Source organism: Altibacter sp. HG106, assembly GCF_028561755.1.
GTDB lineage: Bacteria > Bacteroidota > Bacteroidia > Flavobacteriales > Flavobacteriaceae > DFVG01.
Genome location: NZ_JAQQTD010000001.1, coordinates 25810 through 51046, shown reverse-complemented (window position 1 = coordinate 51046; position 25237 = coordinate 25810). Strand labels below are relative to the sequence as shown.

23 protein-coding genes are annotated in these 25237 nt (G+C 44.7%); 7 read left to right on the top strand and 16 right to left on the bottom strand.

The genetic code is table 11. The annotated features are described in order from the left end of the window. From PO830_RS00230 to PO830_RS00200, 7 genes are all read right to left on the bottom strand, one after another. The gene (locus tag PO830_RS00230) at nt 1-1053 is read right to left on the bottom strand and encodes a type III polyketide synthase (RefSeq protein WP_272851515.1); all 1053 of its coding nucleotides are present in this window, start codon (nt 1051-1053) and stop codon (nt 1-3) included. After that, nucleotides 1050-1718 carry a methyltransferase domain-containing protein gene (locus tag PO830_RS00225; protein ID WP_272851514.1) on the bottom strand — a complete coding sequence of 223 codons (669 nt, stop codon included), beginning with the start codon at nt 1716-1718 and terminating at the stop codon, nt 1050-1052. The genes PO830_RS00230 and PO830_RS00225 overlap by 4 nt, the downstream gene beginning before the upstream one ends. Before the next feature lie 44 nt (nt 1719-1762). Continuing rightward, nucleotides 1763-2881, bottom strand: a complete 1119-nt coding sequence (locus PO830_RS00220) for an NAD(P)/FAD-dependent oxidoreductase (protein ID WP_272851513.1) — start codon at nt 2879-2881, stop codon at nt 1763-1765. A gap of 77 nt (nt 2882-2958) precedes the next feature. Next, nucleotides 2959-3669: an OmpA family protein gene (locus PO830_RS00215; protein WP_272851512.1), complete on the bottom strand. Its 711-nt coding sequence runs from the start codon at nt 3667-3669 to the stop codon at nt 2959-2961. Next, nucleotides 3669-4148, bottom strand: a complete 480-nt coding sequence (locus tag PO830_RS00210) for a lipocalin family protein (RefSeq protein ID WP_272851511.1) — start codon at nt 4146-4148, stop codon at nt 3669-3671. The genes PO830_RS00215 and PO830_RS00210 overlap by 1 nt, the downstream gene beginning before the upstream one ends. A gap of 33 nt (nt 4149-4181) precedes the next feature. Next, the gene (locus tag PO830_RS00205) at nt 4182-4343 is read right to left on the bottom strand and encodes a DUF1328 domain-containing protein (RefSeq protein WP_272851510.1); all 162 of its coding nucleotides are present in this window, start codon (nt 4341-4343) and stop codon (nt 4182-4184) included. Between the two features lie 96 nt (nt 4344-4439). Next, the gene (locus PO830_RS00200) at nt 4440-6443 is read right to left on the bottom strand and encodes an alpha-ketoacid dehydrogenase subunit alpha/beta (RefSeq protein ID WP_272851509.1); all 2004 of its coding nucleotides are present in this window, start codon (nt 6441-6443) and stop codon (nt 4440-4442) included. A 123-nt stretch (nt 6444-6566) separates the two neighbouring features. Here PO830_RS00200 and PO830_RS00195 point away from each other — a divergent pair, with 123 nt between their 5' ends. The 4 genes from PO830_RS00195 to PO830_RS00180 are packed head-to-tail and all read left to right on the top strand — an operon-like array spanning nt 6567 to nt 9565. Further along, nucleotides 6567-7517: an isopenicillin N synthase family dioxygenase gene (locus tag PO830_RS00195; RefSeq protein WP_272851508.1), complete on the top strand. Its 951-nt coding sequence runs from the start codon at nt 6567-6569 to the stop codon at nt 7515-7517. A gap of 1 nt (nt 7518) precedes the next feature. After that, nucleotides 7519-7848, top strand: a complete 330-nt coding sequence (locus PO830_RS00190) for a translation initiation factor (RefSeq protein ID WP_272851507.1) — start codon at nt 7519-7521, stop codon at nt 7846-7848. Beyond that, nucleotides 7845-8714, top strand: a complete 870-nt coding sequence (locus PO830_RS00185; RefSeq protein ID WP_272851506.1) for a nucleoside phosphorylase — start codon at nt 7845-7847, stop codon at nt 8712-8714. Before PO830_RS00190 ends, PO830_RS00185 begins: the two co-directional genes overlap by 4 nt. Beyond that, complete coding sequence (locus PO830_RS00180; RefSeq protein WP_272851505.1) at nt 8711-9565, top strand: substrate-binding domain-containing protein; 855 nt, start codon at nt 8711-8713, stop codon at nt 9563-9565. Before PO830_RS00185 ends, PO830_RS00180 begins: the two co-directional genes overlap by 4 nt. A 161-nt stretch (nt 9566-9726) precedes the next feature. On the opposite strand, the gene ung is transcribed toward PO830_RS00180, so the two are convergent. Then, nucleotides 9727-10401 carry a uracil-DNA glycosylase gene (gene ung / locus PO830_RS00175; RefSeq protein WP_272851504.1) on the bottom strand — a complete coding sequence of 225 codons (675 nt, stop codon included), beginning with the start codon at nt 10399-10401 and terminating at the stop codon, nt 9727-9729. Nucleotides 10402-10471: 70 nt separating this feature from the next. Here ung and PO830_RS00170 point away from each other — a divergent pair, with 70 nt between their 5' ends. Then, the gene (locus tag PO830_RS00170; RefSeq protein ID WP_272851503.1) at nt 10472-12631 is read left to right on the top strand and encodes an endonuclease MutS2; all 2160 of its coding nucleotides are present in this window, start codon (nt 10472-10474) and stop codon (nt 12629-12631) included. 175 nt (nt 12632-12806) lie between these two features. Further along, nucleotides 12807-13208, top strand: coding sequence for a thiol-disulfide oxidoreductase DCC family protein (locus PO830_RS00165; RefSeq protein ID WP_272851502.1), 402 nt, complete (start codon nt 12807-12809; stop codon nt 13206-13208). Here the strand turns inward: PO830_RS00165 and PO830_RS00160 are convergent, their stop codons facing one another. The 7 genes from PO830_RS00160 to aroC form a co-directional block, all read right to left on the bottom strand. Beyond that, the gene (locus PO830_RS00160; protein WP_272851501.1) at nt 13209-14372 is read right to left on the bottom strand and encodes a flavohemoglobin expression-modulating QEGLA motif protein; all 1164 of its coding nucleotides are present in this window, start codon (nt 14370-14372) and stop codon (nt 13209-13211) included. It lies immediately after the preceding gene. Between the two features lie 6 nt (nt 14373-14378). Further along, on the bottom strand, nt 14379-15203 hold the full coding sequence (locus PO830_RS00155) for an N-formylglutamate amidohydrolase (protein WP_272851500.1): 825 nt from the start codon (nt 15201-15203) through the stop codon (nt 14379-14381). Further along, nucleotides 15203-16231, bottom strand: coding sequence for a glutathione synthase (gene gshB, locus PO830_RS00150; RefSeq protein ID WP_272851499.1), 1029 nt, complete (start codon nt 16229-16231; stop codon nt 15203-15205). Before gshB ends, PO830_RS00155 begins: the two co-directional genes overlap by 1 nt. A gap of 74 nt (nt 16232-16305) precedes the next feature. After that, nucleotides 16306-17235: a hypothetical protein gene (locus PO830_RS00145; RefSeq protein WP_272851498.1), complete on the bottom strand. Its 930-nt coding sequence runs from the start codon at nt 17233-17235 to the stop codon at nt 16306-16308. Beyond that, nucleotides 17225-18724, bottom strand: a complete 1500-nt coding sequence (locus PO830_RS00140; RefSeq protein WP_272851497.1) for a hypothetical protein — start codon at nt 18722-18724, stop codon at nt 17225-17227. The genes PO830_RS00145 and PO830_RS00140 overlap by 11 nt, the downstream gene beginning before the upstream one ends. A gap of 108 nt (nt 18725-18832) precedes the next feature. Continuing rightward, nucleotides 18833-20134: a dicarboxylate/amino acid:cation symporter gene (locus PO830_RS00135; protein ID WP_272851496.1), complete on the bottom strand. Its 1302-nt coding sequence runs from the start codon at nt 20132-20134 to the stop codon at nt 18833-18835. A 9-nt stretch (nt 20135-20143) separates the two neighbouring features. Further along, entirely contained in the window at nt 20144-21208 is a 1065-nt protein-coding gene (gene aroC, locus PO830_RS00130; RefSeq protein ID WP_272851495.1) for a chorismate synthase, read from the bottom strand. Between the two features lie 171 nt (nt 21209-21379). Between aroC and PO830_RS00125 the strand changes: the two genes are divergently transcribed. Next, nucleotides 21380-22225 carry a UDP-2,3-diacylglucosamine diphosphatase gene (locus PO830_RS00125; RefSeq protein WP_272851494.1) on the top strand — a complete coding sequence of 282 codons (846 nt, stop codon included), beginning with the start codon at nt 21380-21382 and terminating at the stop codon, nt 22223-22225. Here the strand turns inward: PO830_RS00125 and PO830_RS00120 are convergent. Further along, entirely contained in the window at nt 22184-25120 is a 2937-nt protein-coding gene (locus tag PO830_RS00120; RefSeq protein ID WP_272851493.1) for an FAD-binding and (Fe-S)-binding domain-containing protein, read from the bottom strand. The two genes, PO830_RS00125 and PO830_RS00120, sit on opposite strands and share 42 nt — an antisense overlap. Between the last annotated feature and the right edge of the window lie 117 nt (nt 25121-25237).

The window sequence follows — 25237 nt, the reverse complement described above, 5'->3', positions numbered from 1 at the left end:
TCAAAACTCTAATAAGATCCGTTGGGCCGAGAATCCAGGTCCAAAACTGAGCATAATCCCTAAACTGCCCGGTTCCGGGTTTCGGTCCATGAAACGTTCCAAAACATATAGTACCGTTGCGCTGCTCATATTTCCGTATTCTTTGAGAACGGCCTTTGTATCATCAATATTTTTACCGAGGCTTCCGAATAAGTCTTCAACGGTTTGCACGATCTTCTTCCCGCCCGGATGAAAGATCAAATGATCTACGTCTTCAATTGTTTTTCCATTGCGTTCTAAAAATGGATGAATGATTTTCGGAAAATGTGTTGCGATCGTTTCCGGGACCGATTTATCTAAGATCATTTGGAGTCCGCTATGCACCAATTTAAAGCCCATCATGTGGGTAGCATCGTAAAAGTGATACATCCCTTCATCGATAATTTTGGGTCCGGTGGCATTTTCTTCAGAAGACAATAGCACACAGGCCGCACCATCGCCAAAAATAGCGGCGCTAACAATGTTTACCATCGAATAATCATTCCATTGAAAGGTGGCGGTAGGCGATTCGAGAGCGATCACGGCAGCGCGCTTCCCGGGATTCGCTTTTAAAAACTGATAGGCATAGATCATTCCCGAGATACCGGCCGCGCAGCCCATTTCGGTAACCGGCAAGCGAACGATATCTTGTCGCATGCCCAATTCGTTGATCAGATACGCATCTACGGAAGGAATCATGATGCCTGTGCAGCTCACGGTGATTATAAAATCTATCTCTTTTGGATTCCACTGCGCTTTTTGCAAGGCTTTCTCAAGCGATTGTTTGCCTAATTTTTTCATTGCCTCCACATACAGCTCGTTTCGCGCTTCAAAAGAGGTATGCTCAAAAACATCGGGTGCGTCCATGATGGCGTAGCGGCGATCTACTCCAGCGCCTTCAAAGATCTTCATCACCTTACGCTGGAATCGTTTGTCTTGCCCGCTCATCCACATTTCTACAAACGGAAGTATTTCCGAAGTATTTCTCGTGTACGGAGGTAGCTGTTTAGCCACTGCAGGAATGTGTACGCTCATAGTTTTGTGATTATCCATTGGTATCGAAATGCCCATTTCAGGGTGATCTGATGGTGTCCTTCAATCGTATTGCTCAGTTCCAATAATTCTTCTTTTTTAAATCCTCTCGCTACGGAAACCAATCCGTCGTGTTTTGCGATCTTACTTTTCAAAAATAGAGAACCAAATAGTTTAAACAACTCAAATGCCCAACGATTTCTGGCAAGATCGTTAACCACTACTCCCAGGGCGGCTTGCTCACTGAACTGTTGTAAGAGCAAACGAATTTGGTCATTCTTAAAATGATGCAAGAATAAGGTGCAGCAGGCAATATCGAATGGCGGTAATGAGGCGTTTGTAGAAAACACATCATGCTTTTGAAAGCGAATGTTTTGAAAATCGGCCGAACGGGTTGCGGCCTCCTCCAGAATATGCGGATTCGCATCAATGCCCAGACACTTAATTTCTTGATTTTTGCTTCGGAAATAACGTGCGCACTGTCGGAGCATTTCACCATCGCCACAGCCCACATCTAAAATGGTGATTGGCCTTGTTAAAGGGTGCTTCGGAAGCAATTGTTCAATACCGGAAAGTGTCACCTCATTTCCTCCCAGCAAGCGGTTGACGGTCTTCAGATCGGTTAAAAGTTGTTGCATTTCGGCACCGTGTAGTTCGAAATCGTCCATGATTTCAGCCTCCTTTGATCGATATGTTGATGAAAACTGAACCATTATGCCAGCGGTGCTCCATGGGTTTGTTGAATCACTTTTTTGAGGAGTCCGGGTACTGCCCGCACCACTTGATACCCTGCATTTGCCCAGAACGGACGAAGGAGTAGTTGCTGAATGTAACTTCCAGTACGTAGGCGGCTCGAAAAGGTGTCAGCCCATTTTCTCTCGTATTCCTGTTCCAATTGCTGCCGAATGATGGTGCCTGTTTTGGATGCATGTACAAATAATTCACAGAAAATTTTTGCCCCATGAATAGCCATCGCCATGCCATTTCCGCACAGCGGATGAATGAGTCCGGCACTATCGCCCACCATGAAAATATGTTGTTCTACGGGAGGTTTACGGGCGAAGGAAATCTGACTGATGGTAAGGGGCGCGTCAAAGAGCGGTGTGGCTTCTGAAAAGAAACGATACAAAATAGGATTACTGGAAACCACTTGCTGTTGATGGTGTTTCAGACTTCCACTTTTTTTGAAAGAAGGAACAGTCGCCAGGTAACAGGCATTCACGCTGCCGGATTCGGTTCGCGAGAGACCGCAATACCCGCCTTCAAACGTATGAAGACCCACCCGATGCTCGGGATATTCGTAGTTATAATGACCTTTTACCGCCATCCAGGAGGTTCGCTTTTCAATAAAAGAGCGCTGTAAGACCTTATCCAAGCCTGATCGTTTTCCGAAGGCGCCGACCACGAAGCCTGCTTCAAAAGAATCTCCAGCCTGGGTTGTCACTGTGAAGGTATCGTTCTGGAATGCCACATCGATAACTGTCGCCTGCCGCACCTCTGCGCGCTCAGAGGCTTTTTTAAATAGTAAATAGTCTAAGGCAAAGCGACTCATTCCGAAGCCACCCAACGGAAGATCGATGCACACGTCTTTGCCATTGGCAGTTGACCAATGTAATTCTTTGATAGCCACCGCTCCCTCTTTGAGCGGATCGACACCCAGGCGTTTGAGATAACCTACCACTTCATTGGAGATATACTCTCCACAAACCTTGTGATGCGGATACGTATTTTTCTCAAGCAAACAGACCGCGACACCCTCTTGTGCCAGATGAACAGCACAACAGAGTCCGGCCAAGCCTCCTCCAATAATGATAATATCGTATGACTTCATAGCGCGAACGGTAAATATATCAAATAAAAAACCCGCCATGTAGGTCTGACGGGTTTTAAATTTGGCAAGGCGAATGCTTAGTTTCCGCTTGCTTCTCTTTCAGCGTCTTGCACCATTTTTTCGTTCGGTACAATGGCTACGTTCACACGGCGGTTTTGAGCACGACCTTCGGCGGTGCTGTTGTCTGCAATCGGGCTCTGTTCGCCAAACCAGTTGGTTGTAAAGCGTCCAGAACTCAGTCCGCGATTTTGGGTGAAATAATTGGTTACCGCATACGCACGGTTTTTCGATAGTTCCATGTTGTAGGCATCGGTACCCGTACTATCGGTATGTCCTACCACGAGTACGTCGGTATCTGGATATTCTACTAGTACCGCAGCTAATTTGTTGAGCGTTTCCTGAGAGGCTGCATTGATATTGTATTTATTGGTGTCGAAGTACACACCACTATTCTCATCGAAGGTCACAACGATTCCGTCATCTACACGCTCTACTTGAGCGCCGGGTATCTCCTGCTCAATCTTCTGCGCTTGTTTGTCCATTTTATCACCAATGAGCACACCGGCTGTACCTCCAACAACACCACCGATAACGGCTCCAATTTCTCCATTTCCGCCTTTCCCGGCGTTATTTCCGATGATCGCACCTAAAATGGCACCACCGGCAGCGCCGATAACGGCACCTTTCTGTTTGTTGTTGGCATTACGCGTCGCTTCGCAACTTACGAAACTCGCCGTAAACACAACGGCTAACGCAACTATGGATATATTCTTAAAAAAAGTCTTCATTATTCTTCAATTTTAGTAAAGTTCATATAAATAGTAAAGGGCGCTCCTTCTACAGATACGGTCTGCTCCCAACGCATCGTATTTTCGGTAAGTTGGGTAAGGTTTAATCGGAATCCTACTGAATCATCGGGTTTTCCGCGTTTCATCGTAGGCTTCAGAAGGAAATCATACAGTCCCGTTGCCGGATCAACTTCTTGTATCGTAAAGATAAAGTTACGATCTCCTGTGGGACAGTTCCCATTGTTGACCGTGTAGATCCCGGTGTTATTATTCGGAATAAACCGCCACGTACTCCCTTCAAAACATTCTTTAGAGGTGTCGTTGAGGAGTGTGACGTTGTATGTACCGGATTCGCTGTAAGAGATGTTGTTCAGGCTCCAGTACCCTTTTATTACTCGTTTAGATTCTTTCACTGTTTTTGGGGTTCCGCAGCCAAAGGCAACAAACGCCAACAGCAAAACTGCAAGTACTTTTTTCATAAGTGTTGGTTTAGATTAAAATTTGTGTCGTTTCTATCTTCTGAATAAACGCGATAGTAAGGAAAGTACCAGCAGTACAATGAAAATGTAAAAAATGATTTGAGCGATGTCTGTGGCTCCTTCAGCAATTCCACCAAATCCAAAGACAGCGGCAACTAAAGCGATGATCAGAAAAATAATAATCCAGCGTAACATAGTTTCTAGTTTTTAATGATTAGTAGTTCTAAAGTACATCAAAAACGAGGCGGTAAAACTATGTTTGTGCGAAGTTTAACAGCAAATGTTAAAGTATTAATAAGCGAGCAACTCGTGTATAGCCTCCTTTAACCGTTCTTTAGGAAGATACTGTTCTTCTAATGCTTTAGCGAACGGAATGGGGGTCTCCAAACTAGCCACTCTTTTAATGGGCGCATCCAATGCTTCAAAACAATGTTCTGCCAGAAGCGAAGCGATATCGGAAGCAATGCCTCCAAACAAGGAATCTTCTTGAAGAATTATGACCTTATTCGTTTTGCGGACAGAGGCAAAAATGGCTTCTGTATCTAAGGGTGTCAATGTTCTCAGGTCTATGATATCTGCGGAAACAGCTACACTATCCACTACTTTCATGGCCCAATGTACGCCGGCTCCGTAAGTGATAATGCTCAGTTGTGTTCCTTCTTTAATAGACGCTGCCTTGCCTAGCGGAAGCGTATAATAATCGGTTGGCACCTCCTGCCGAATACTGCGATACAAGGCCTTGTGCTCAAAGAAAAGCACCGGGTTCGGGTCATTAATGGCACTAGCCAATAAGCCTTTGGCATCGTAAGGGAAGGCCGGATACACTACTTTTAATCCGGGTGTGTGGGTAAACCAGGCTTCGTTCGTCTGACTGTGAAACGGACCTGCTCCTACTCCGGCGCCACATGGCATTCTGATTACCACGTCTGCCTTTTGATTCCAGCGATAATGACTCTTCGCTAAATAGTTCACGATAGGATTGAACCCGGAAGTCACGAAATCGCCAAATTGCATTTCCATTACCGCTTTAAATCCATTGATAGAAAGTCCCATGGCTGCTGAAACGATCGCCGATTCGCATATAGGAGTGTTTCGAACGCGATCCTTTCCGAAGACTTCTACAAAGCCTTCTGTGATTTTGAAAACACCACCGTACTCGGCAATGTCCTGCCCCATGATCACCAAATTATCGTGCTGTTCCATCGATTGGCGCAAGCCTTCAGAGATAGCATCTACAAGTCGGATTTCCTTGGTTTCCGTAGCCGGAGGCACTTCCGGAGTTTCGTCTTGGTGAAAAACATCGGTGAGTTCCTCGGGTAACGAAGGTATAATCTCAGGCGCGTTAAAAGCAAGCTCCAGATGCTTGTCGATTTCGTTTTTTATAGTGGTTTTGTAGGTTTCGTTCTTGGTTTCTGAAAGGATACCGGTTTCCATCAAGTACCGCTCAAAGTTGCGTACGGGATCTTTTTCTTCCCAATGATCCATAAGGTTCTGAGGCACATATTTTGTACCGCTCGCCTCTTCGTGACCGCGCATCCGGAAGGTTTTAAACTCTACTAATACGGGTTTTGGATGCTGTCGCATGTCCTCCACAATTTCTTTCAGTTTACCATACACCGCTACGATATTGTTACCTTCTATGATATGTGATTCCATTCCGTATCCTTGTGCCCTATCGGCTAAGTGCTCGCAACGGTATTGTTCTTCGGTAGGAGTTGAGAGACCGTAGCCATTATTCTCAATACAAAACAGTACAGGGAGTTGCCATACCGAAGCAACGTTAAGCGCTTCGTGTATGTCTCCTTCGCTGGTGCCGCCTTCACCGGTAAAAACGGCGCAAACCTGCCCATTGTTCTTAAGGAGATTTCCTAAAGCAATTCCGTCGGCTACGCCAAATTGTGGACCCAAGTGAGAGATCATACCCACAATATTGTATTCTTGGGTTCCGAAGTGAAAGCTGCGATCCCGCCCCTTGGTAAAACCATTTGCCTTGCCTTGCCATTGCTCGAATAAGCGATATAAAGGGATGTCTCTCATGGTAAAAACACCGAGATTTCGATGCATTGGTAAAATATATTCCTCCTTCTGAAGTACCGATGCCACTCCTACAGAAATGGCCTCTTGGCCGATTCCGCTAAACCATTTGGAGATCTTTCCCTGTCGAAGTAAGATGAGCATTTTTTCCTCGATCATTCGAGGGAGCAAAATACCCTTATAAAGATCTAATAGTATTTCGGGTGCAAGCTCGTAGGTGGAATAGTCGAATATTGGAGCGGATGTTTTTTGGTGTTCCATGGATCGTATTGAGTTATTCAAAAGTAGAAAAAATCGCGCATGGTAAATGATTTTTACGTTTTTTTTCGCTTCGGAAGTGCCGAGGATATTTGGTATATTTGTAGTTTGTTAAAAACGAGAATTATGAACAACATACCTAGTGTAGATTTAGCTGATTTCCTCTCAGACGATCCCAAACGAAAGCAGCAATTTGTCACACAAATCGGAACCGCATATGAAGAGATTGGTTTTGTTTCTTTAAAAAATCATTTTTTGAGCGATGCCTTAGTGGAAGAACTCTATAAAGAAGTGAAAGCGTTTTTTGCACTTCCCGTAGAAGTAAAGAAGAAGTATGAAATTGAAGGGCTTGGCGGACAGCGCGGTTATGTTTCTTTCGGAAAAGAGCATGCAAAAGGAAAAAAAGAAGGCGACTTGAAAGAGTTCTGGCATTTTGGGCAGGAGCCCGATGAAGATGCCAACCTCCCCGATAGCTATCCAGAGAACGTGCAGGTGGAAGAACTGAAAGATTTTAATCACACGGGAATGGAAGCGTATCGAATGCTAGAAAAAACCGGTATCTATGTGTTGCGTGCACTGGCGTTGTACATTGGACTCGATGAACATTATTTCGATCATTGGGCCTCCAACGGTAATAGCATTTTACGACCCATCCACTACCCTCCTATTACCGAAGAGCCGAAAGGAGCGGTACGGGCAGGAGCACATGGGGACATCAATCTTATTACTTTATTAATGGGTGCCTCCACAGGCGGACTCCAAGTGTTGCGCAAAGATGGCGAATGGATTGATGCTATTCCCGCTGAAGACGAATTGGTGATCAATGTGGGCGATATGCTAGAGCGTCACACCAATAATAAGTTGCGCTCTACCATTCACCGCGTTGTGAATCCTCCTCGCGATCAATGGGACACCCCTCGATATAGCATCCCCTTCTTCATGCATCCTCGCAGCGACATGAAGCTTAATTGCCTAGAACAATGTGTCAACAAAGAGCATCCAAAAGCCTATCCCGATATTACGGCGGGTGAGTTTTTACACCAGCGCTTGGTGGAAATCGGACTCATAAAAAAGTAGGATGGACCTCGAAGATCAATTGAAAAAATTGTTTCCGGACCACGAGCCGGAGCCTTCCGAAGAACAAGAAGAAACTCCAAGTACGGTGTGGCTTCAAGACGATCCGTTGTTGTGCAAATACGAAAAACGCAAAGGAAAGCCGATTACCATTATCGATGGGTATAACGGCGCGAAATCTGATTTCAAGCAGCTCGCGAAAGAATTAAAAACCATGCTGGGCGTTGGGGGTAGTTTCAAAAATGAAACAATCATTATCCAGGGCGATTACCGCAAGGAAATTATGGAGTTTCTGAAAGATAAAGGATTTCGGGTAAAGCGTGTGGGGGGATGAGTTTAGCGGCTTCAGAATTAATACTAAACCCAGACGGAACTATTTATCATTTAAATCTTGCTCCAGGTGATATCGCGTCCACTATCATCACCGTAGGCGATCCAGATCGGGTGACTTCCATTACACGGCATTTTGATTCCATCGAGGTAGCTGTCCAAAAACGCGAATTTAAAACGCAAACCGGAATGTATCGCGGTAAGAAATTAACCGTTATCTCTACCGGTATCGGCACCGATAATATAGACATCGTTTTTAATGAATTGGATGCGCTGGTAAACATCGATTTTGACCGTAGAAAGGTTAAGGAGCAACATACGCCCTTGCAGTTTATTAGAATTGGCACCTCTGGAGCCATTCAGAAAGACATACCCGTGGATTCCTGGTTGGTTTCTGAAAAAGCGATTGGTTTCGATAATCTCATTTGGTTTTACGCGGGGAAAGCGTTGCTGGAGGAAGATTTTGCAGAAGCCTTTATGACTCATATGCAATGGTCTGAACAAAAGGCTTCTCCCTATGTAGTCGCAGCAGACGTATCATTGCAAAAGCTGTTTCAGCAAGATTCTTTTACCCATGGCGTAACCGCTACCAATGTAGGATTTTACGGTCCGCAAGGGCGCCGACTCCGATTAGCACTAGAAGATGCTGAAATGAACCAAAAATTAGGCGCTTTCGAGTTTCAACAACAGCGAATTACCAACCTGGAAATGGAAACCTCCGGAATCTACGCCATGTCGAAATTACTGGGACATAGCGCTATTTCCTTAAATGCGATCTTGGCAAATCGCGCTACAGGTGCCTTTAGTAACCATCCTGAAAAGACGATAGACAGACTCATTATTCATACTTTAGAAACACTGGTATCATGAAGAAAATAACCATTGGTGGCGTACCAGAACATTTTAACTACCCCTGGTATCTAAGTCTACGCGATAAAGAATATCATCAATTTGGGATCAATTTGCGGTGGCAGGATTTCTACGGAGGTACGGGACAGATGAATAAAGCCCTGCGGGAGGGTACCATTGACATGGCGGTGATTTTGACCGAAGGAATTATTCGAGATATTGCCTTGGGAAATCCCAGTAAGATCGTCCAGGGTTTTGTGGACTCCCCGTTGCTTTGGGGAATTCACGTAGCGAAAAACTCCCCATATCACAGTATTTCAGAACTGCAAGGAACGACAGCCGCGATCAGCAGGTTTGGCTCAGGCTCACACCTTATGGCGTTCGTAAATGCGCAGCAACAAGGGTGGGATCCTACGGACGTGGAGCTTACCGTAGTGAATGACTTGGAAGGAGCGTTAGTAGCGCTTCCGAAGGGAGAAGGAGATTATTTTATGTGGGAAAAGTTTACCACCAAGCCCTATGTAGATGACGGGCCTTTCCGACTCGTTGGTGAATGCCCTACCCCCTGGCCCTGCTTTGTGATCGCGGTTCGAACTGAATTTCTATCCGAAGATCCCGAAAGTGTCCAACACATTCTAAATACAATCAATCGGTATACAACCCACTTCAAGGAACGCGACACCATCGACGTTCTTTTAGCAGAACGATACGACCAGAAAATTGAGGATATTCGGCAATGGCTTGCCCTTACCGAATGGTCGCAGGCCCAAGTACCTTTGGCACAAATAGAAACGGTTCAAGAGACATTAGTTGCCCTCGAATTGATTGAGCGTTCGATCCCTTCCGAAGAAATAGTACATTTTTTTAACTAAAAGACGCAACCTTTACAACTGCCTTGCATCTTCGTAGTGTAAACTCGAAAGGTATGACGACATTTTTAATCATTATCGGGAGCTTGTTAGTAACCAATTTCTTGCTGTTACAATTCAGCTGTAATGACCCAGATCGCAATCAAGTAAAAAAGAAATAAGCCTTAGTCGATCTTCCAGTTAATTGGCGATTTTCCTTGTTGCTTTAAATACGTATTCGTCTTGCTGAAATGACGATTTCCAAACCAATACCCTCTATTGGCGCTCAAGGGAGATGGATGGCCACTGGTTAACACCAGGTGTTTACTTCGATCAATCTTCGCCCCTTTCTTCTTCGCATACCCACCCCATAATAGAAATACGACTCCTTCTTTTTTTTGTGAGACCTGTTGAATGACCGCGTCTGTAAATTGTTCCCAGCCTTTATTCTGGTGACTTCCGGCTTGGTGTGCTCGTACGGTTAAGGTAGCATTTAATAAAAGTACACCTTGTGCTGCCCACGCCGTTAGGTCGCCGTATGTAGGTATCGGAATTCCCATATCCGTTTCAATTTCTTTAAAAATGTTCTGTAAGGATGGTGGATGCGGCACTTCCTTGTGTACAGAAAAACAGAGACCGTTTGCCTGTCGGGGTCCGTGATAGGGGTCCTGCCCAATTATCACAACCGTAACTTCAGAAAAAGGAGTATGATCGAAGGCTGAAAATATTTCAGGTCCGGGAGGAAAACAGCGGTGTTGGCGATACTCTTCCTTTACAAAAGCGATAAGATTTTGAAAGTAGGGTTGCTCAAATTCTTGTTGTAAGACTTCCTTCCAACCGGCTTCAATTGTTATGGGCATTCTATGTATTTTTGTGGGAGTTAAAAATAATCATTACCCAACAGTATTCCGCTGTGGCGGAGGATAAATTATGGTTCGAATACACGCAAAGACCTTACAAGATCTTGAATTCCACACGGTACTCCAGCAAATGGCCGCCAAGACAATTACCGACTTGGGGAAATCGGCTGTTCTAGATATCAAACCCTTTAAGGATACGGAAGCTATCGCACCAGAATTGAACCGTGTAAAAGAATTTGTGGCGTCTTTTAATTCAGATAATCGCATTCCTAACCATGGCTTTGATGCGTTGGAGAAAGAGCTTCACTTACTGACCATTGAAAATAGCGTTTTGGAGATTTCCTCCTTCCGACGAATTGTTTCGGTTTGTGAAACGACAAAAGACTTGCTTCGATTCTTTCAGAAATACGAAGAATTTTACCGATACCTTCAGGAATTTTCCGCACAGATAACCTACACAGCAACCATAGCCACTGCGATCCATGAAAAAATAGATCGCTACGGAGCGGTGAAAGATACTGCTTCCGAAGCACTCGCAGCGATTCGCAAACGATTACAACACGTGAAGTCGCAGATCAACGCTTCTTTTGGGCGTGCTTTATCCAATTATGCTCCTAAAGATTATTTGGATGATATAAGGGAGTCGGTTATGGATAATCGACGTGTGCTGGCCGTTAAAGCAATGCATCGCAGAAAAGTAAAAGGCGCGGTGTTAGGCCAATCAAAGACGGGTAGTATCGTGTATGTAGAACCCCAGGAAACCTTAGAATATGCCAATGAACTGAGTCACTTGGAATATGAGGAAAAGGAGGAAATAAAAAAGATCTTGCGTGCGCTTACCGAGCATGTGCGTCCGTATGCTTCCCTGCTTCGATCCTATCAGGACTATTTGATTCAAATTGACGTGTTTCATGCCAAGGCTAAGTACGCCCTGGAACTCGATGGCGTGGTACCAATTCTTACCAACAACAAACGACTCTTTTTAAAAGACGCCTATCACCCGTTACTTCTTCTGGCTAATAAAAAACGCAAGGAAACTACCTACCCACAGACCATCGAACTACAGCCCGATAAACGGGTGATCGTTATTAGCGGTCCAAACGCCGGCGGAAAAAGTATTACGCTTAAAACGGTGGGGCTGTTACAAGTCATGTTACAATCGGGAATGCTGATTCCCGTAGAACCTCAGAGCGAATGTTGCTTCTTTGAACGTATCCTTACGGATATTGGTGACAATCAATCCATTGAAAACCACCTGAGCACCTACAGCTATCGGCTGAAAAAAATGAATCAATTTCTAAAGAAGTGTAATTCGGAAAGTTTATTCCTTATTGACGAATTCGGAACGGGAAGCGATCCGGAACTGGGCGGTGCCCTGGCAGAAATATTCTTGGAAGTATTTTATGAGCGCGAAGCCTTCGGAATTATTACCACGCATTATACCAATCTGAAGCTTTTGGCCAATGAACTGCCGCATGCCGTGAATGCCAACATGCAATTTGATCGGAAAAGCTTGTTGCCGCTGTACCAACTTCAACTGGGAGAAGCAGGATCTTCCTTCACCTTTGAAGTCGCTCAGAAAAATGGAATCCCGTACAGTTTAATTAATAAGGCGAAGAAGAAGATCGAACGCGGAAAGGTTCGTTTTGATAAGACCATTGCTAATCTGCAAAAGGAGCGCTCAAAGGTTCGTGAGACGGCTGCCTCTTTGCAGACTTCCGAAAAGAAAGCACAACAGGAATACAAGCAATTGGAAGAGATTAACACCAAGATCCAGGAAAAATTAGAAAGCTATCAAGAATTATACGACAGCAACCAAAAAATGATCTCTTTGGGTCGAAAAGTGGATAGCCTGGCCGAATCGTATTTCAATAACAAACGGAAGCGACAATTACTGGATGAGCTATTCAAACTAGTAATGACCGAGAATAGCAAGCGTAAAAAAGTTCCGCGGAAGCAAAAACAGCAACAAAAGGCAAAGAAAAAAGCGGTGGAACAAGAGGTGGAGAAGAAAGTGGATGTTATTCGAAAAGAAAAGAAAAAGAAAAAAGAAGAAGCGAAAAAAGCACCTCCACCGAAACCCAAAGTAGCCCTTAAAGTAGGCGATCGCGTTCGAATGATAGACGGAAGGGCCATTGGTACGATCGACACCATTGAAAAGAAAAAGGCGATCGTAAATTACGGGCAGTTTACTGCGGATGTACGCTTAGAAGAACTTGAAAAAGTGTAAACGGCAGTATCATACCTAGGTGTCATCACGATTCAGGACTCGCTTCCCTGTTTGTAATATTACTGATACGCTTCTAAATAATAAAAACCCTTCAAAAGAAGCGCCATCTTCAAAAGGGACAGGATTTGTTAGAATACTTGAACGCCCTATAAAACCTTCGTATCTTTGTGGTTCTATGGATCAGGAAAAAAAAATCATCCTTTTTGATGGGGTTTGCAACCTTTGCAATAGTTCGGTGCTATTCGTAATAAAACGAGACTCCAAAGACCGTTTCCGATTTACTGCACTGCAAGAAACCATTGGACAAACCTATCTGAAACGCTATGATATTGATCCTTCAGAAACCGACTCTATCATCTTGATTTCAAATGGAAAGGCATACACCAAATCTTCCGCAGCACTAAATATTGCTAAATATCTTACCGGAGGCTGGCCGCTACTATACGGATTTATGATCGTTCCTAAATTTATCCGAAATTGGGTCTACGATTATATCGCAAAGAACCGTTACAAATGGTACGGAAAAAAGGAGAGTTGTATGATCCCTACGCCAGAACTGAAAGCCAAATTCTTATAATTACCGCAGATTTTCTAGGATGAAAGATACTTTCTGATTGCTGTTTTGATTGCTTTCGAAAGCTACGTTGTCATAGCGGTTTTCAAGCGCCATATCTTGTTGATACCATTGCTCCAGTACCGGCGCATACGCCAAAGAAACTTTTCCGCTGAGCAACGGAGTGAGACTTTTTCCTTTTTTATGCCATTCGTAGATTTTTTTCAAGCCAGTGAGGTATAAATGGTCTTTGGTAAACCCGCCTCCGCGATGTGCCCGTAAGGCTATATTGTACGATTCTTCACGATTGAGCTTGTATTGATTGTGCAACAGGTCGAAGGTATCACAAAAGGAAAATCCTTTGCGAAGGCTGTCGGTCGCTAGTACCCTATAGGACAACTCTTTGAGTCGGTATAAGGTAAGGCAACCACTCATATATTCGCTGAAAACAGCCAGTCCTTCCTGAGTTTCGACGTTCTTCGGAAAGCCGTTGTGGAATATCTTCAGGTATTGATTTAGTCCGTTGTAAGTGGTAACTAAATGGACGCCAATTTCATGGTTCGCCAGCACTTTCAATTGATTGGCGCTAAAATGATGGTTCTTTTTCAGCACTAAGGTCTGAATATTATTAAGGACCATTGCTGCTGCGGAAATTTTTGTGGAGTACTTGATGTTTAGCTCAAAATCGTACCGCTTCACGAATTCTTCGAAGTAGGCAGCGGCTTCGGAAGCGTTAAACACCGGAAACATTTCCTGATCGTAGGCATCATCTTCAAAATGAAGAATAAAACGCGCGTTCTCTACATCTTTATCGGTAGGGGTTCCGAAGGATTTCAAAGAGTTATAATAAAATTTCTCCCCCTGCCCTACGGTCTCTACACATTGAATTAAGCCCGAATAATCATAAATCACATCGCGGTAGAAAGCTCTCGTGACTTCATCCCGAATGCTATCGATGTCTTGTGAGAACAATTGTTGCTGAAGTTTATGCGCGTCAAAATCGACTTTCCGGTATCGAAATGATGGATTTACGTTGTATTTGGACGCGAAGAAGTTTCGCTTTTCCTGTTCGATATTGATTGGGTTCACGTAGTTGAGGAGTTCGATCTTCTTAACCAGTTCATTCAGGTTATGATCAATCCTCACTACGTTTGGATACGTTTCTTTGACGCTCTCCGGGTACCTCATGTGCTTTTATACCGTCTCTTGAAAATGTGCGGCATGCTCCTTGATTTTCTTCGGAAGCTGTGCCGCTATTGCGGACACCACTTCAGGATAGATGACCTGTCGCGTTTCATCGCAATAAATTTTCTTGAATTCAGTTGCCAAAACTAAGGTATTTTTGAAATTTTCGGTAATGTATTTGAGAAAATAACCATTTCCGAAGAAGGTATCGTTAATTCGCGATGTAGTACTTGCAACCCCTGGTAATTCTAACTTGGCCAGAGAAGTGCGCCACGCCTCTACCGAATTACCGAAACGATCGTTGTCGATATTCGAAGTCCCTAAGTTGATCACTGGAACCTCCCGATCCCATCGTCGCCAGTTATAGCTATGTATATCATACACGACCACCGTTCCGTGAATTTTTTCTAAGGTGTCGATCAAGACGTGAACTACCTGATAAAACTGATGGTGCTTTTCTAAACTGATCGCCTTTTCTGCTTCTGAAAGGGGTTCTTTCCATAGCTTCTTGCCCCATGCCGTGTCAAAAATAGCGTTCTCCGGATCGCGGTTGAGGTCGTATTCAAACCGACTGTCATTTCCGGAGATCACGATAGGCATCGCATCAACAAAGGCTTTGGTGCACGGGTCTTCTTCAAACCAACGCTCATATTCGGTATGGATACAATTGTCCCATAGCTCACGACGAAATTGATGTCCGTCGTGCACGGCCCCGCAAACATAGGGTGTGTATTCGTTAATTTTAAGGGTGAAGGAATAATCTTCTGCGACGGCTTCAAAACACTTTTGTGCCTCAATCGCTTGCACCATTTGTTGAACAGACCATTTTTTCATTAGGCTTCGCTTACCGTTTTACGTAATTTTTGGCGCCGTTCGAAGGCATTGACGCGTTCCAATACTTTATCTTCTACGAAATCGATGATCTTTTCCTGCACTCTGGTTTTATAAACTTTGTTCATATAAGTAATGCCTCCAGGTGACATAACATTTACTTCCACGAGTTTACCGCCAATCACATCGATCCCCACAAAATAGAGTCCGTCGTTCACCAATTTCGGTCCAATTCTTCGACAGAGTTCTTTTTCTTGTTTAGTTAAGGAATGCTTCTGAACCGAGCCCCCGGCACTGATATTGCTTCGGTGATCTTCGTCCCCAGGAACACGGCGCATCGCGCCAATAGGCTGACCATTAAGTAATAGTATGCGTACATCTCCCTGGTCTGCTCCTTCAATATAATCTTGAAGGATCACATAATTAGTGGTGCCATCCTTATTGTCGATATAGAAGTCTAACAACGAATTAATACTTTTCATCGCTCGTTTTTCGATCAAAATTACTCCAGAGCCTCCGTAACCGTTCAAGGGTTTTAGGATCATTCGTTCCGGTCCTTCTTTGATTACTTTTTTGAGGTATTCTTTATTCTTTGTAACGTGGGTCTTCGGAATGATTTCCATATCTTCATTCTCAAATACAGCCGTATACAGTTTGTTGTTGGCCCGACGAATTCCGTCTAGGTCATTCATAATGAACACATCATCCTTCACACTGTCTAAAAAGTTGAGCATGATCATGTCTAACGGTGGATTGCTTCGCAATACCACCACATCAAAGCCGGCCATAGGAAGCATTTCATCGTAGAATTTGGTTTGCTTGTGAAACCCTTTTAGGGATTTAGGAACCTTTTCCATGCGCTTAACGCATTTACTAAAGGCGAAGGCCACACTGTCTCGTATAGTGAGATTCGCGGGGGTGGTAATCGCCATTCCATGACCGCGTTTCACGAATTCGTGAATAAGGGCCAAGGTGGAGTCGTTATCGGGATCGATTTCTTCCCAAGGATACATAATAAAACAAACATTCATACTTCTTTCGTTTCGAGATGAATATTAAAGATAGTAATTCTGAAAGGCTATCAAAAGAAAAATCTGCGAATCCGCTAATTGCAGGTTACTTCAATGTTGTCTATGAAATAATATTCAGAAGCCGCCCAGTTCTGAAGCTGAATGCGTAAGATCATCGTGCTGGCCGAAAGTCCAGTAACTAGTTGCGTGACCGTCACGGTGCTGCTCAAGTCATCGATCAATGTATGATTTGTGGAACCCAGACCACCAAAATCGGGTATTTCTGTGAAAGTCGCGCCCCCATCTACTGAGTAGGATATATCGACGAAATCGGACTCATTTTCACCGCAATTAAAGTCGTTGGCATGAAAGGCCGGAATGTATTCCAGCGTCCCTGATTCGCTAACGTCTACCGAAATAAAAACCTCATCATACCCGCTAATAGGAAAGGCTGTAGATTGAAATACCAGGCTACCGTTGGTGTCACGGCACTCCAATTGCCCTCCAATAACCAACGCATAATCTTCATCATCTAGTAAGGTGCCTGGCACATCGGGAATACTGCTTCCGAAACTTTGAAAGCTGGTCAGCGTCCATTGAGACACGCCGCCAGGATAATCGCCATTGCTCGCACTGTCACCTGTGATACCTGTGTTGTCTACGTAGGCGTCAAAATTTTCGGCATACAAAACATCCCCATTGCAATTGAAACAATAGATGCTGCGCCATAATTGCGCAAAGGCATCATAGATTTCCCAACACTGCTTCCCCGTTACAGGATCATTCACAAAAATCATGAGACCGTCGTCATCATTATTCGTGGAGGAAAGCGGAATACTGGCTTGTTGCGCCTCAGTAACCACTGGCATCTTAAACCCACCGTATTCCATGGTTCGCACATTTAAGGACTCAAGATGCAAGGAGGCCGCGGTGCTTGGGGTTTGCGTATTCACACCTACCTGTGCGTTTCCAACCATCATAAAGAGCAAGAATACGATTGCTATATAGGGTTTCTTAGTTTCCATAGAGTTCCACATTATCAATCACCCACAATTCGCTGTTACTATTAGTATTCATGACTACCCCAATGACCAAATTCGCCGAATTAGGAATTCCTGTGATCTCCAGATAGGTAATTGGAGCTCCCGTGGTTGCTGAAAAACTTTGTGGCGTTCCATCGCCGTCGTAGGCAATCGTTTGTGTTCCCGCTGCCGTAAAATCAAAGCGGGCATTGCCGCTTCCCGTAATCTCCATTTCGTATGAAAACGTCACGCCTCCGTCTACGCTAACGTACAGATCTACGTAGTCGGTTGCATCCAAACCATTCGTAGTACTACCCATGGAAAACGCGGCCAATCGTACGTTTAAAGTAACATCTGTATATGCCGAAGCATCTACAGGACCAAAATCCATATCTACATAATCATTTTGAGCACCATAACTGCGGGTGTCTATGTAGGTCGGACTCGCAGGTGCGGTTCCTATACCCGTTTGAAGGGTGCCCGGATCATTTTCTACGTAGCCTAATGTGGGTGTGGCCGGTGTAGGTTCAAAATCTTGAATTCCGAGTAGTGTTGGGCCACAAGTACCCGTACCTGATATGGGACCATTATAGTCGGAAACCACAGCCACACCCGGAGAGGTGCCTGACGTTGCCACCGGTGTTACTTCTACGGCAATAAATTGAGCGATATCAGCAGCCTGTAAGGTATAGGTGCTGGCAGTTGCCCCAACAATGGCTGAAGCGCCAGTGCCTGAAGCATCTACTGCTCGATACCATTGGAAGGTGGAGGCGCCTTGCGGATCGCCTTCATCATCACTATACGTGTATGTTGCTGTAAGCGTTTCTCCTGCAATATAGCAACCGGTGTTCGACACCGAAGAGGCTACTGGAGGGTCATTCGCGTCCACCGGGCCGCCATAACCGCTAAAGGTTTCTATTCCCGTAATGGTACCCGTGGTAGCGATAGGAATGACAGCAAAACTTACATAAAATCCGATATCCGCGGGCACCGGTGTGTAGGTGCTTCCGGTTGCCCCAGAAATAGCAACACTATTGGTTCCTAAGGCGTCATCCGCACGATACCATTGAAAAGTTGAAGTTCCTTCAGGATCGCCTTCATTGTCTGCATAGGTATAAATGCCATTTAGGGGCACCCCCACATCGTAGGAAGCACCCGATACTGAAACAGGATCGGCCGTTGGTGCTTCGTTAACAGGCATGCAAAAAACATTTTCCCATTGATCTTCTGTAGCGTTGTAGAGTTGAACGCAGCGTGTGTCTCCTTCGGAAAGATAAACCATCAATCCATCATCTGCTGCGGAAACTGAAATACTGTTACGCTCTGCGAGGCTTACATGTGGGATGTGAAAGCCTCCGAAAGTTATTCCATCTGATGAGCTCGCGATATCAAGAACAGCGGCATCACTTATGGTTACAGTATTGATTCCAACCTGTGAATAGGTAGCGATTCCTATGCTTAGACATAGGAGTCTTAAAATAATGTGTTTCATAACTTCTCAAATGAAGCCAGTAGATTACTTCAAAATTATTGGGGAGTGTAAGAGTAAGAAACTTTTCTCCCATCTAAGTTATGAAAATATTACGGTTTTGTGGTGGTTTTACTTTTTATAGTTATCATCCCAATCTTTGACCGCAGGATCGCCAAGTTTTCCTTGGGATTTGGCCACCATCATGGAGACCGAAGCGTCACCGGTTACATTCACTACCGTTCGGCACATGTCTAAGGGTCGGTCTACGGCAAAGATCAAGGCTAAGCCCGCTTCAGGGATTCCTGCCTGAGCCAAAACGATTACCAACATCACCATACCTGCACCGGGTACTGCCGCAGAACCAATGGAGGCTAAGGTAGCCGTTACAATGATCCCGAGTTGTGTGCCGATAGTAAGATCCATTCCGAAGGCCTGAGCAATAAATACGGCCGCTACGGCTTGGTATAAACTAGTACCATCCATATTGATGGTAGCGCCAATAGGAAGTACAAAACTCGTTACTTCTTTCTTAACGCCCAGATGCTCTTCTACGCGTTCCATGGTCACCGGCAAGGTAGCAGCACTCGAGCTGGTGGAAAAGGCTAATAGTTGTGCCGGGCTAATTCCGTTTAAGAAGAAACTCGGACTCCTTTTTGTGAATATCCACACGAGTAGCACATACACTCCAATCATCAAAATCAATCCACCCACCACGCACAAGGCGTACATACCAAGGGCAGCAAACAAGTCGGCACTGGGCGCTTCCACGACCAAAGCCGCCAGTAAAGCAAACACACCGTAGGGTGCGGCCAGCATAATAAGATCGATCATTTTCAGAATCACTTCATTGAAACCATCAAAAAAGTCTTTAACGGGTTTGGCCGTTTTTTCAGGAATCAGTATGAGTCCGATGCCAAAGAAGATAGCAAAGAAGATTACCTGAAGCATGTTGCGATTGCTGGAAGAGGCTCCGATAATATTTTCAGGAACCAGATCGACCAAGGCCTGTAACGGGCCTGCATCCTTTTGCTTTTGAGCTTCTAATTGCCTGGCTTCGGCCTCACCTCCATAAGCTTCTACCAGTTCGTCTCTCGTATCTTCTCCAATAGTGGCGCCCGGTTGTACAGCATTTACTACCAGTAAACCAATGGTTACGGCGATCACGGTGGTGCAAACATAGGTGAGTATGGTGCGCAATCCCATTTGAGAAAGGCTGGAAATATCTTTTAGGTCAGATACCCCTTTTATTAGAGAGGCAAGAATTAGGGGTACTGCAATCAGTTTTAAGGCATTGATAAAAATCGTTCCGAAGGGCTTGATCCAGTCGCCAATAAAATCGTCTCCCCAACTAAAATTTGTGAGAATTAAGGCGAATACGACACCCAGTGCCATTCCCAATAAGATTTGCCAGTGTAATGCTAATTTCTTCATAGGTAGTTGTTACAGTTTAGAGGTTTTGTGAAGCAGAAGTTGATCTGCCAATACAAGAGCCGCCATGGCCTCTACGATGGGTACCGCACGCGGAACCACACAAGGATCATGTCTTCCTTTTCCTTGCATGACCACGGTATCTCCTTTCGAAGTGATGGTTTCCTGATCTTGCATTAAGGTGGCAACCGGCTTAAAAGCCACGTTGAAATAAATAGCTTCGCCATTGCTAATGCCACCTTGTATACCGCCACTAAAGTTGGTTTTGGTACTTCCGTTTGCATCAAAAGCATCGTTGTGATCGCTTCCTTTCATGCGTGTACCCGAAAAACCGCTGCCGTATTCAAAGCCTTTTACCGCATTGATGGACAGCATCGCTTTTCCCAATTGAGCGTGTAATTTATCGAAGACGGGTTCTCCCAGACCCGCGGGAACGTTTTTGACGATACATGTGATGCGTCCACCCACGGTATCTCCTTGCTTGCGAATTTTTTTGATATATGTTTCCATTTCCGAAGCCAGAGTAGGATCCGGACAACGAACTGGATTATCTTCAATAGTTGAGAAATTGGTAATGCCTTCAGGTGATTTTAGTTCCAACTCACCTACTCCACTTACAAAGGCCTGAATTTCTATATTTTTCAGGAGTTGTTTGGCAATAGCCCCGGCAGCAACCCGACAAGCTGTTTCCCGAGCTGAGGACCGTCCGCCACCGCGGTAGTCCCGGTGTCCATATTTTTGATCGTAGGTATAATCGGCGTGTGAGGGGCGATACGTGTCTTTTATGTGTGAATAGTCCTTCGACTTCTGATTGGTATTCTGAATGATAAATCCGATGGGGGTGCCCGTTGTGATTCCTTCAAAAATACCCGATACGAATTGTACGCTATCGGGCTCCTTACGCTGCGTTACAATGGCAGACTGTCCCGGTTTCCTGCGCTGCATCTCACGTTCCACTGCTTCAAAATCGATCGAAATACCCGCTGGGCAACCATCAATAATCCCGCCTATAGCCTCGCCATGCGATTCGCCAAAGGTTGTAATTTTAAAAAGCGTTCCGAAAGTATTTCCCGCCATGCTATGGTTTTCTCAAAGGTATGGGTTCCAATTTGAACGTAAAAATAAGCATCCCACGTAATATTCACGATAAATGCGAATGAAATTTATAACCTTCTCGACAGCAATTGGTAACGTTCTCGTAATCTCGGTTGTGGGTAGAATAAAAATCTTTGTATCCCAAAAGAAGGCGTGAAAAGAAAGATCGAAATTGTTGTTATTTCAGACGTTCACTTGGGTACTTACGGCTGTCATGCGAAGGAAGTATTGAATTACCTTAACAGCGTAAAACCCAAAAAGTTGATCCTTAACGGCGATATTTTTGACATCTGGCAATTTCGAAAACGCTACTTTCCCAAGGCCCACCTGCAAGTCATTAAAAAGATCGTAGCGCTCGCGGCAAAAGGCACTCGTGTCTATTATCTTACCGGTAATCACGATGAGAAACTTCGTCGCTTCAGCGATACCAAAATGGGAAACATCTATATCCTAGATAAATTAGTGCTCAACATCGATGGTAAAAAAGCATGGTTCTTTCATGGTGACGTTTTTGATGCTTCGATACAACATACCAAATGGATTGCAAAATTAGGCGGTTGGGGGTACGACCTGCTTATACTCTTCAATCGTTTCGTAAATGTAGTGTTGCAAAAACTGGGGCGCGAAAAGTATTCGTTGTCCAAGAAAATCAAGAATAGCGTAAAAGGAGCGGTGAAATTCATTAATAATTTTGAAAAAACAGCCACCGATCTGGCCATTGAGAATGAATACGATTTCGTAGTATGCGGTCACATTCACCAACCCATCATTAAAACGGTTTCCAACGAAAAAGGAGAATGTACTTATTTGAATAGTGGCGATTGGATTGAAAATCTGACTGCCTTAGAATACAATAACGAACGTTGGCAACTGTATACCCACGGCGAGGGGACTCCGCATCTTCGACCTGAACCTGATCTCAACGTTCCGGATGAGGAAGAGGATGTATCCTCTGGCTTACTCTCGGCTTTTGCCGAATTGAACAAGGGCTTGTCGTAGAATACTGACGGGATGCAATGCCTCGCGTTGAGTACCGTCCTTGATTTGATGCCGACAACTCGTGCCATTTGCGGCAATAAGGGTGTCTTGCGAAGCCTTCCGAACGGCTGGAAACAATTTGAGCTCCCCTATACTCATGCTCAGTTTGTAATGCTCTTTTTCATATCCAAAACTACCGGCCATTCCGCAGCATCCCGAAGGAATCAGCGTAGGGTGATAATTTACAGGGAGGTTCAACACGTCAAAAGTTGCCTTTGAAGTACTCAAAGCTTTTTGGTGGCAATGAACATGTATTTTAATATTTTTTTCTTCGGAAGTAAAAGCATCTGAAGTAATCGCTCCTGTTGCGATTTCGGCTGCTAAGAATTCTTCAATCAAAAAGCTGCGATCTGCAACGAACTGCGCAGTAGTTCGATCTTCCGCAAGACGCAAAAACTCATCCCGAAATCCAAGAATGGCTGAAGGTTCTATTCCGAGAAGAACATCAGTATCATTCAGCCTAGACGTAAGGACCGAGAGTGTCTTGTTGATGTGTCGCTGGGCTTCTTCTAAAAACCCTTTGCTCAAAAGCGCGCGCGCACTATCTAAGCCATGCACCACAACAACTTCATACTGTAGTGACCGAAGCAACTCAAAGGCATCAAGCGCGATTTCACTATCTGCGTAATTGCTAAACTCATCTACATACAAAAAAACAGTTCTTTTTGTTTTTTTTAACATGTTGTAAGACAGTTTTTTATGAATTTTACTAAAAGTTTTGGTTGAAGGCAATGGTAGGCTTCTTTCGGGGGCAATTCCACTGCTATTTTTGATCCAGGCAGCCGTTATTTTTTGCTGTAATATCCAACGTGAAAAGGCCGGGAAACGTGCCATAAGGGCTTGGTAATTGCGGCTTTTAGCAAAACGTTTGGTCGCTGTAGTGGTTCCATTTGTTTTTTGATATTGGTATAAGAATTCAATCTTAGCAGTGGCCATATCAACATTGCTGGGGCATTCTGAAGCGCAGGCCTTACAACCGATACACAGATCAAAAGCCGCTTTGAGGGCTTCTGAATCAAAGGCATTCTTCTGTTGGTTTCCATACAATGTCTCCCGCAGCACATTGGCCCTGCCTCGGGTGGAATCTTTTTCGTTCTTGGTAACGTGATAGCTTGGACACATGGCGCCGGGAGCCGCTGCCGTTTTGCGACAATCTCCACTGCCGTTGCATTTTTCAGCGAGTCGGGTAATGCCTAAAGAGTCGTCAAAGTTCATCAAGGTAGGTGCCGCTGGTGTTTCCCGATCAGGATCAGTTCGCAGCGAGGCGTCCATGGGCCACGCATCAGTTATTTTTCCCGGATTTAAAAGATGATTAGGATCGAAGGCCTTTTTGATAGCTTTTAAACTTTGAAAAACCGCTTCTCCAACCAGCATGGGCAAGAACTCTGCTCTAACGATACCATCTCCGTGTTCTCCTGAAAAGGAACCTTGGTATCGCTGTGTGAGTTTGGCGACTTCTGTAGTGATCTTTCTCAGTTGCGCGATACCTTCAGGCTTTTTTAGATTCAGAATCGGGCGTAGATGTAATTCTCCAGCTCCGGCATGAGCATAGTACACTGCCTGTTGTTGAAAGCTATCCATTAGCTGGGTGAATTCCTCAATGTACGATGGTAGATCAGACAGAGCCACCGCGGTATCTTCAATACAAGCCACCGCTTTGTTATCGCCTATCATATTTCCGAGGAGTCCGAGTCCCGCCTTCCGCAACTCCATGGCTTGATCGATCTCAATACCTGTTAGTACCGGCGCTGTGTAGCTCAGTTTACTTTTAGAAAGTGACGTGAGTAAGGCGGCTACTTTTTCTTCAAGTCCGATTCGGGAGTCGTCTTTTACTTCTAACAGTAACAAGGCTTTCGGTTCCCCAGAAACGAAAAAGCGATAGGGTTCATAGGTTTTGTTATTCTTCGTACAATCGAGGATCACGTCATCCATCATTTCGCAGGCATACAGATCGTGTTGCATGGCGATGACCACGTCATTCAGGCAATTTGATAAGGAATTGTACTGTGGCACTACCATGGCTGTAAAGGTAGGTGGCAAAGGATCTAATTGTAAGGTGATCTCTGTAATAAAGAACAAGGTGCCTTCACTCCCGCAAATCAAATGACACGGATTGATGCGTTTATCCGTATCGGAAAAAACCTCAGATTCCAACAAGCGATCAATGGCATAGCCTGTATTGCGTCTATGGATCTCAGGTTTCGGAAAATAGTGAGCCACTCCCTGCTGTACCTCGGGTTTAGATAATTCAGTATACAAGGTCTGGTAAATTGCGCCTTCTTTAGTAGGAAGTTTGCGTTTCTCATGAAATGCTTCCGCGGTCATTTCCGAAAAGGAGATCTTCGTTCCGTCTGATAGATATCCGGTAATCGCCAACACTTTGTCGCGTGTTACTCCATATTTGATGGAAGTCGTCCCACTACTATTGTTTCCAACCATCCCTCCTATCATACAACGATTGCTTGTAGAGGTATTAGGACCGAAAAAGAGGCCGCTTGAGGCAATCGCTTTGTTGAGCTCATCTCGAATGACGCCCGGTTGAACCGTAATGGTTTTATTGCTTGTATTGACGGAACCGATGCCGGTAAAATACTTAGATACGTCCACAATGATTCCCTCGCCCACACATTGTCCTGCCAGTGACGTACCGGCCGCTCGTGGCACGATGGGAATATGGTGTTCTACCGAAAATTCAAGGATCTTTTGAAGGTCTTCTTCGTTTTTAGGAAGCACTACGGCGCGCGGAAGCTTACGATAGATGGAGGCATCTGTCGCATAGATTTGTCGATGAAGTTCGTCTGTGAAACATTCTCCGTCAAGGCGGGAACGAAGGGCATCGAAAGGCGGAGTTGACATATCGTAAAAGTAGTGAAGGCGGCGGTTTTTTCAACATAATATTGGCAAATTATACACAAAACCTTAGTAGTACGTTAACTAATTGACATGGGTTACTGAATTACATTTGTGAGGCAA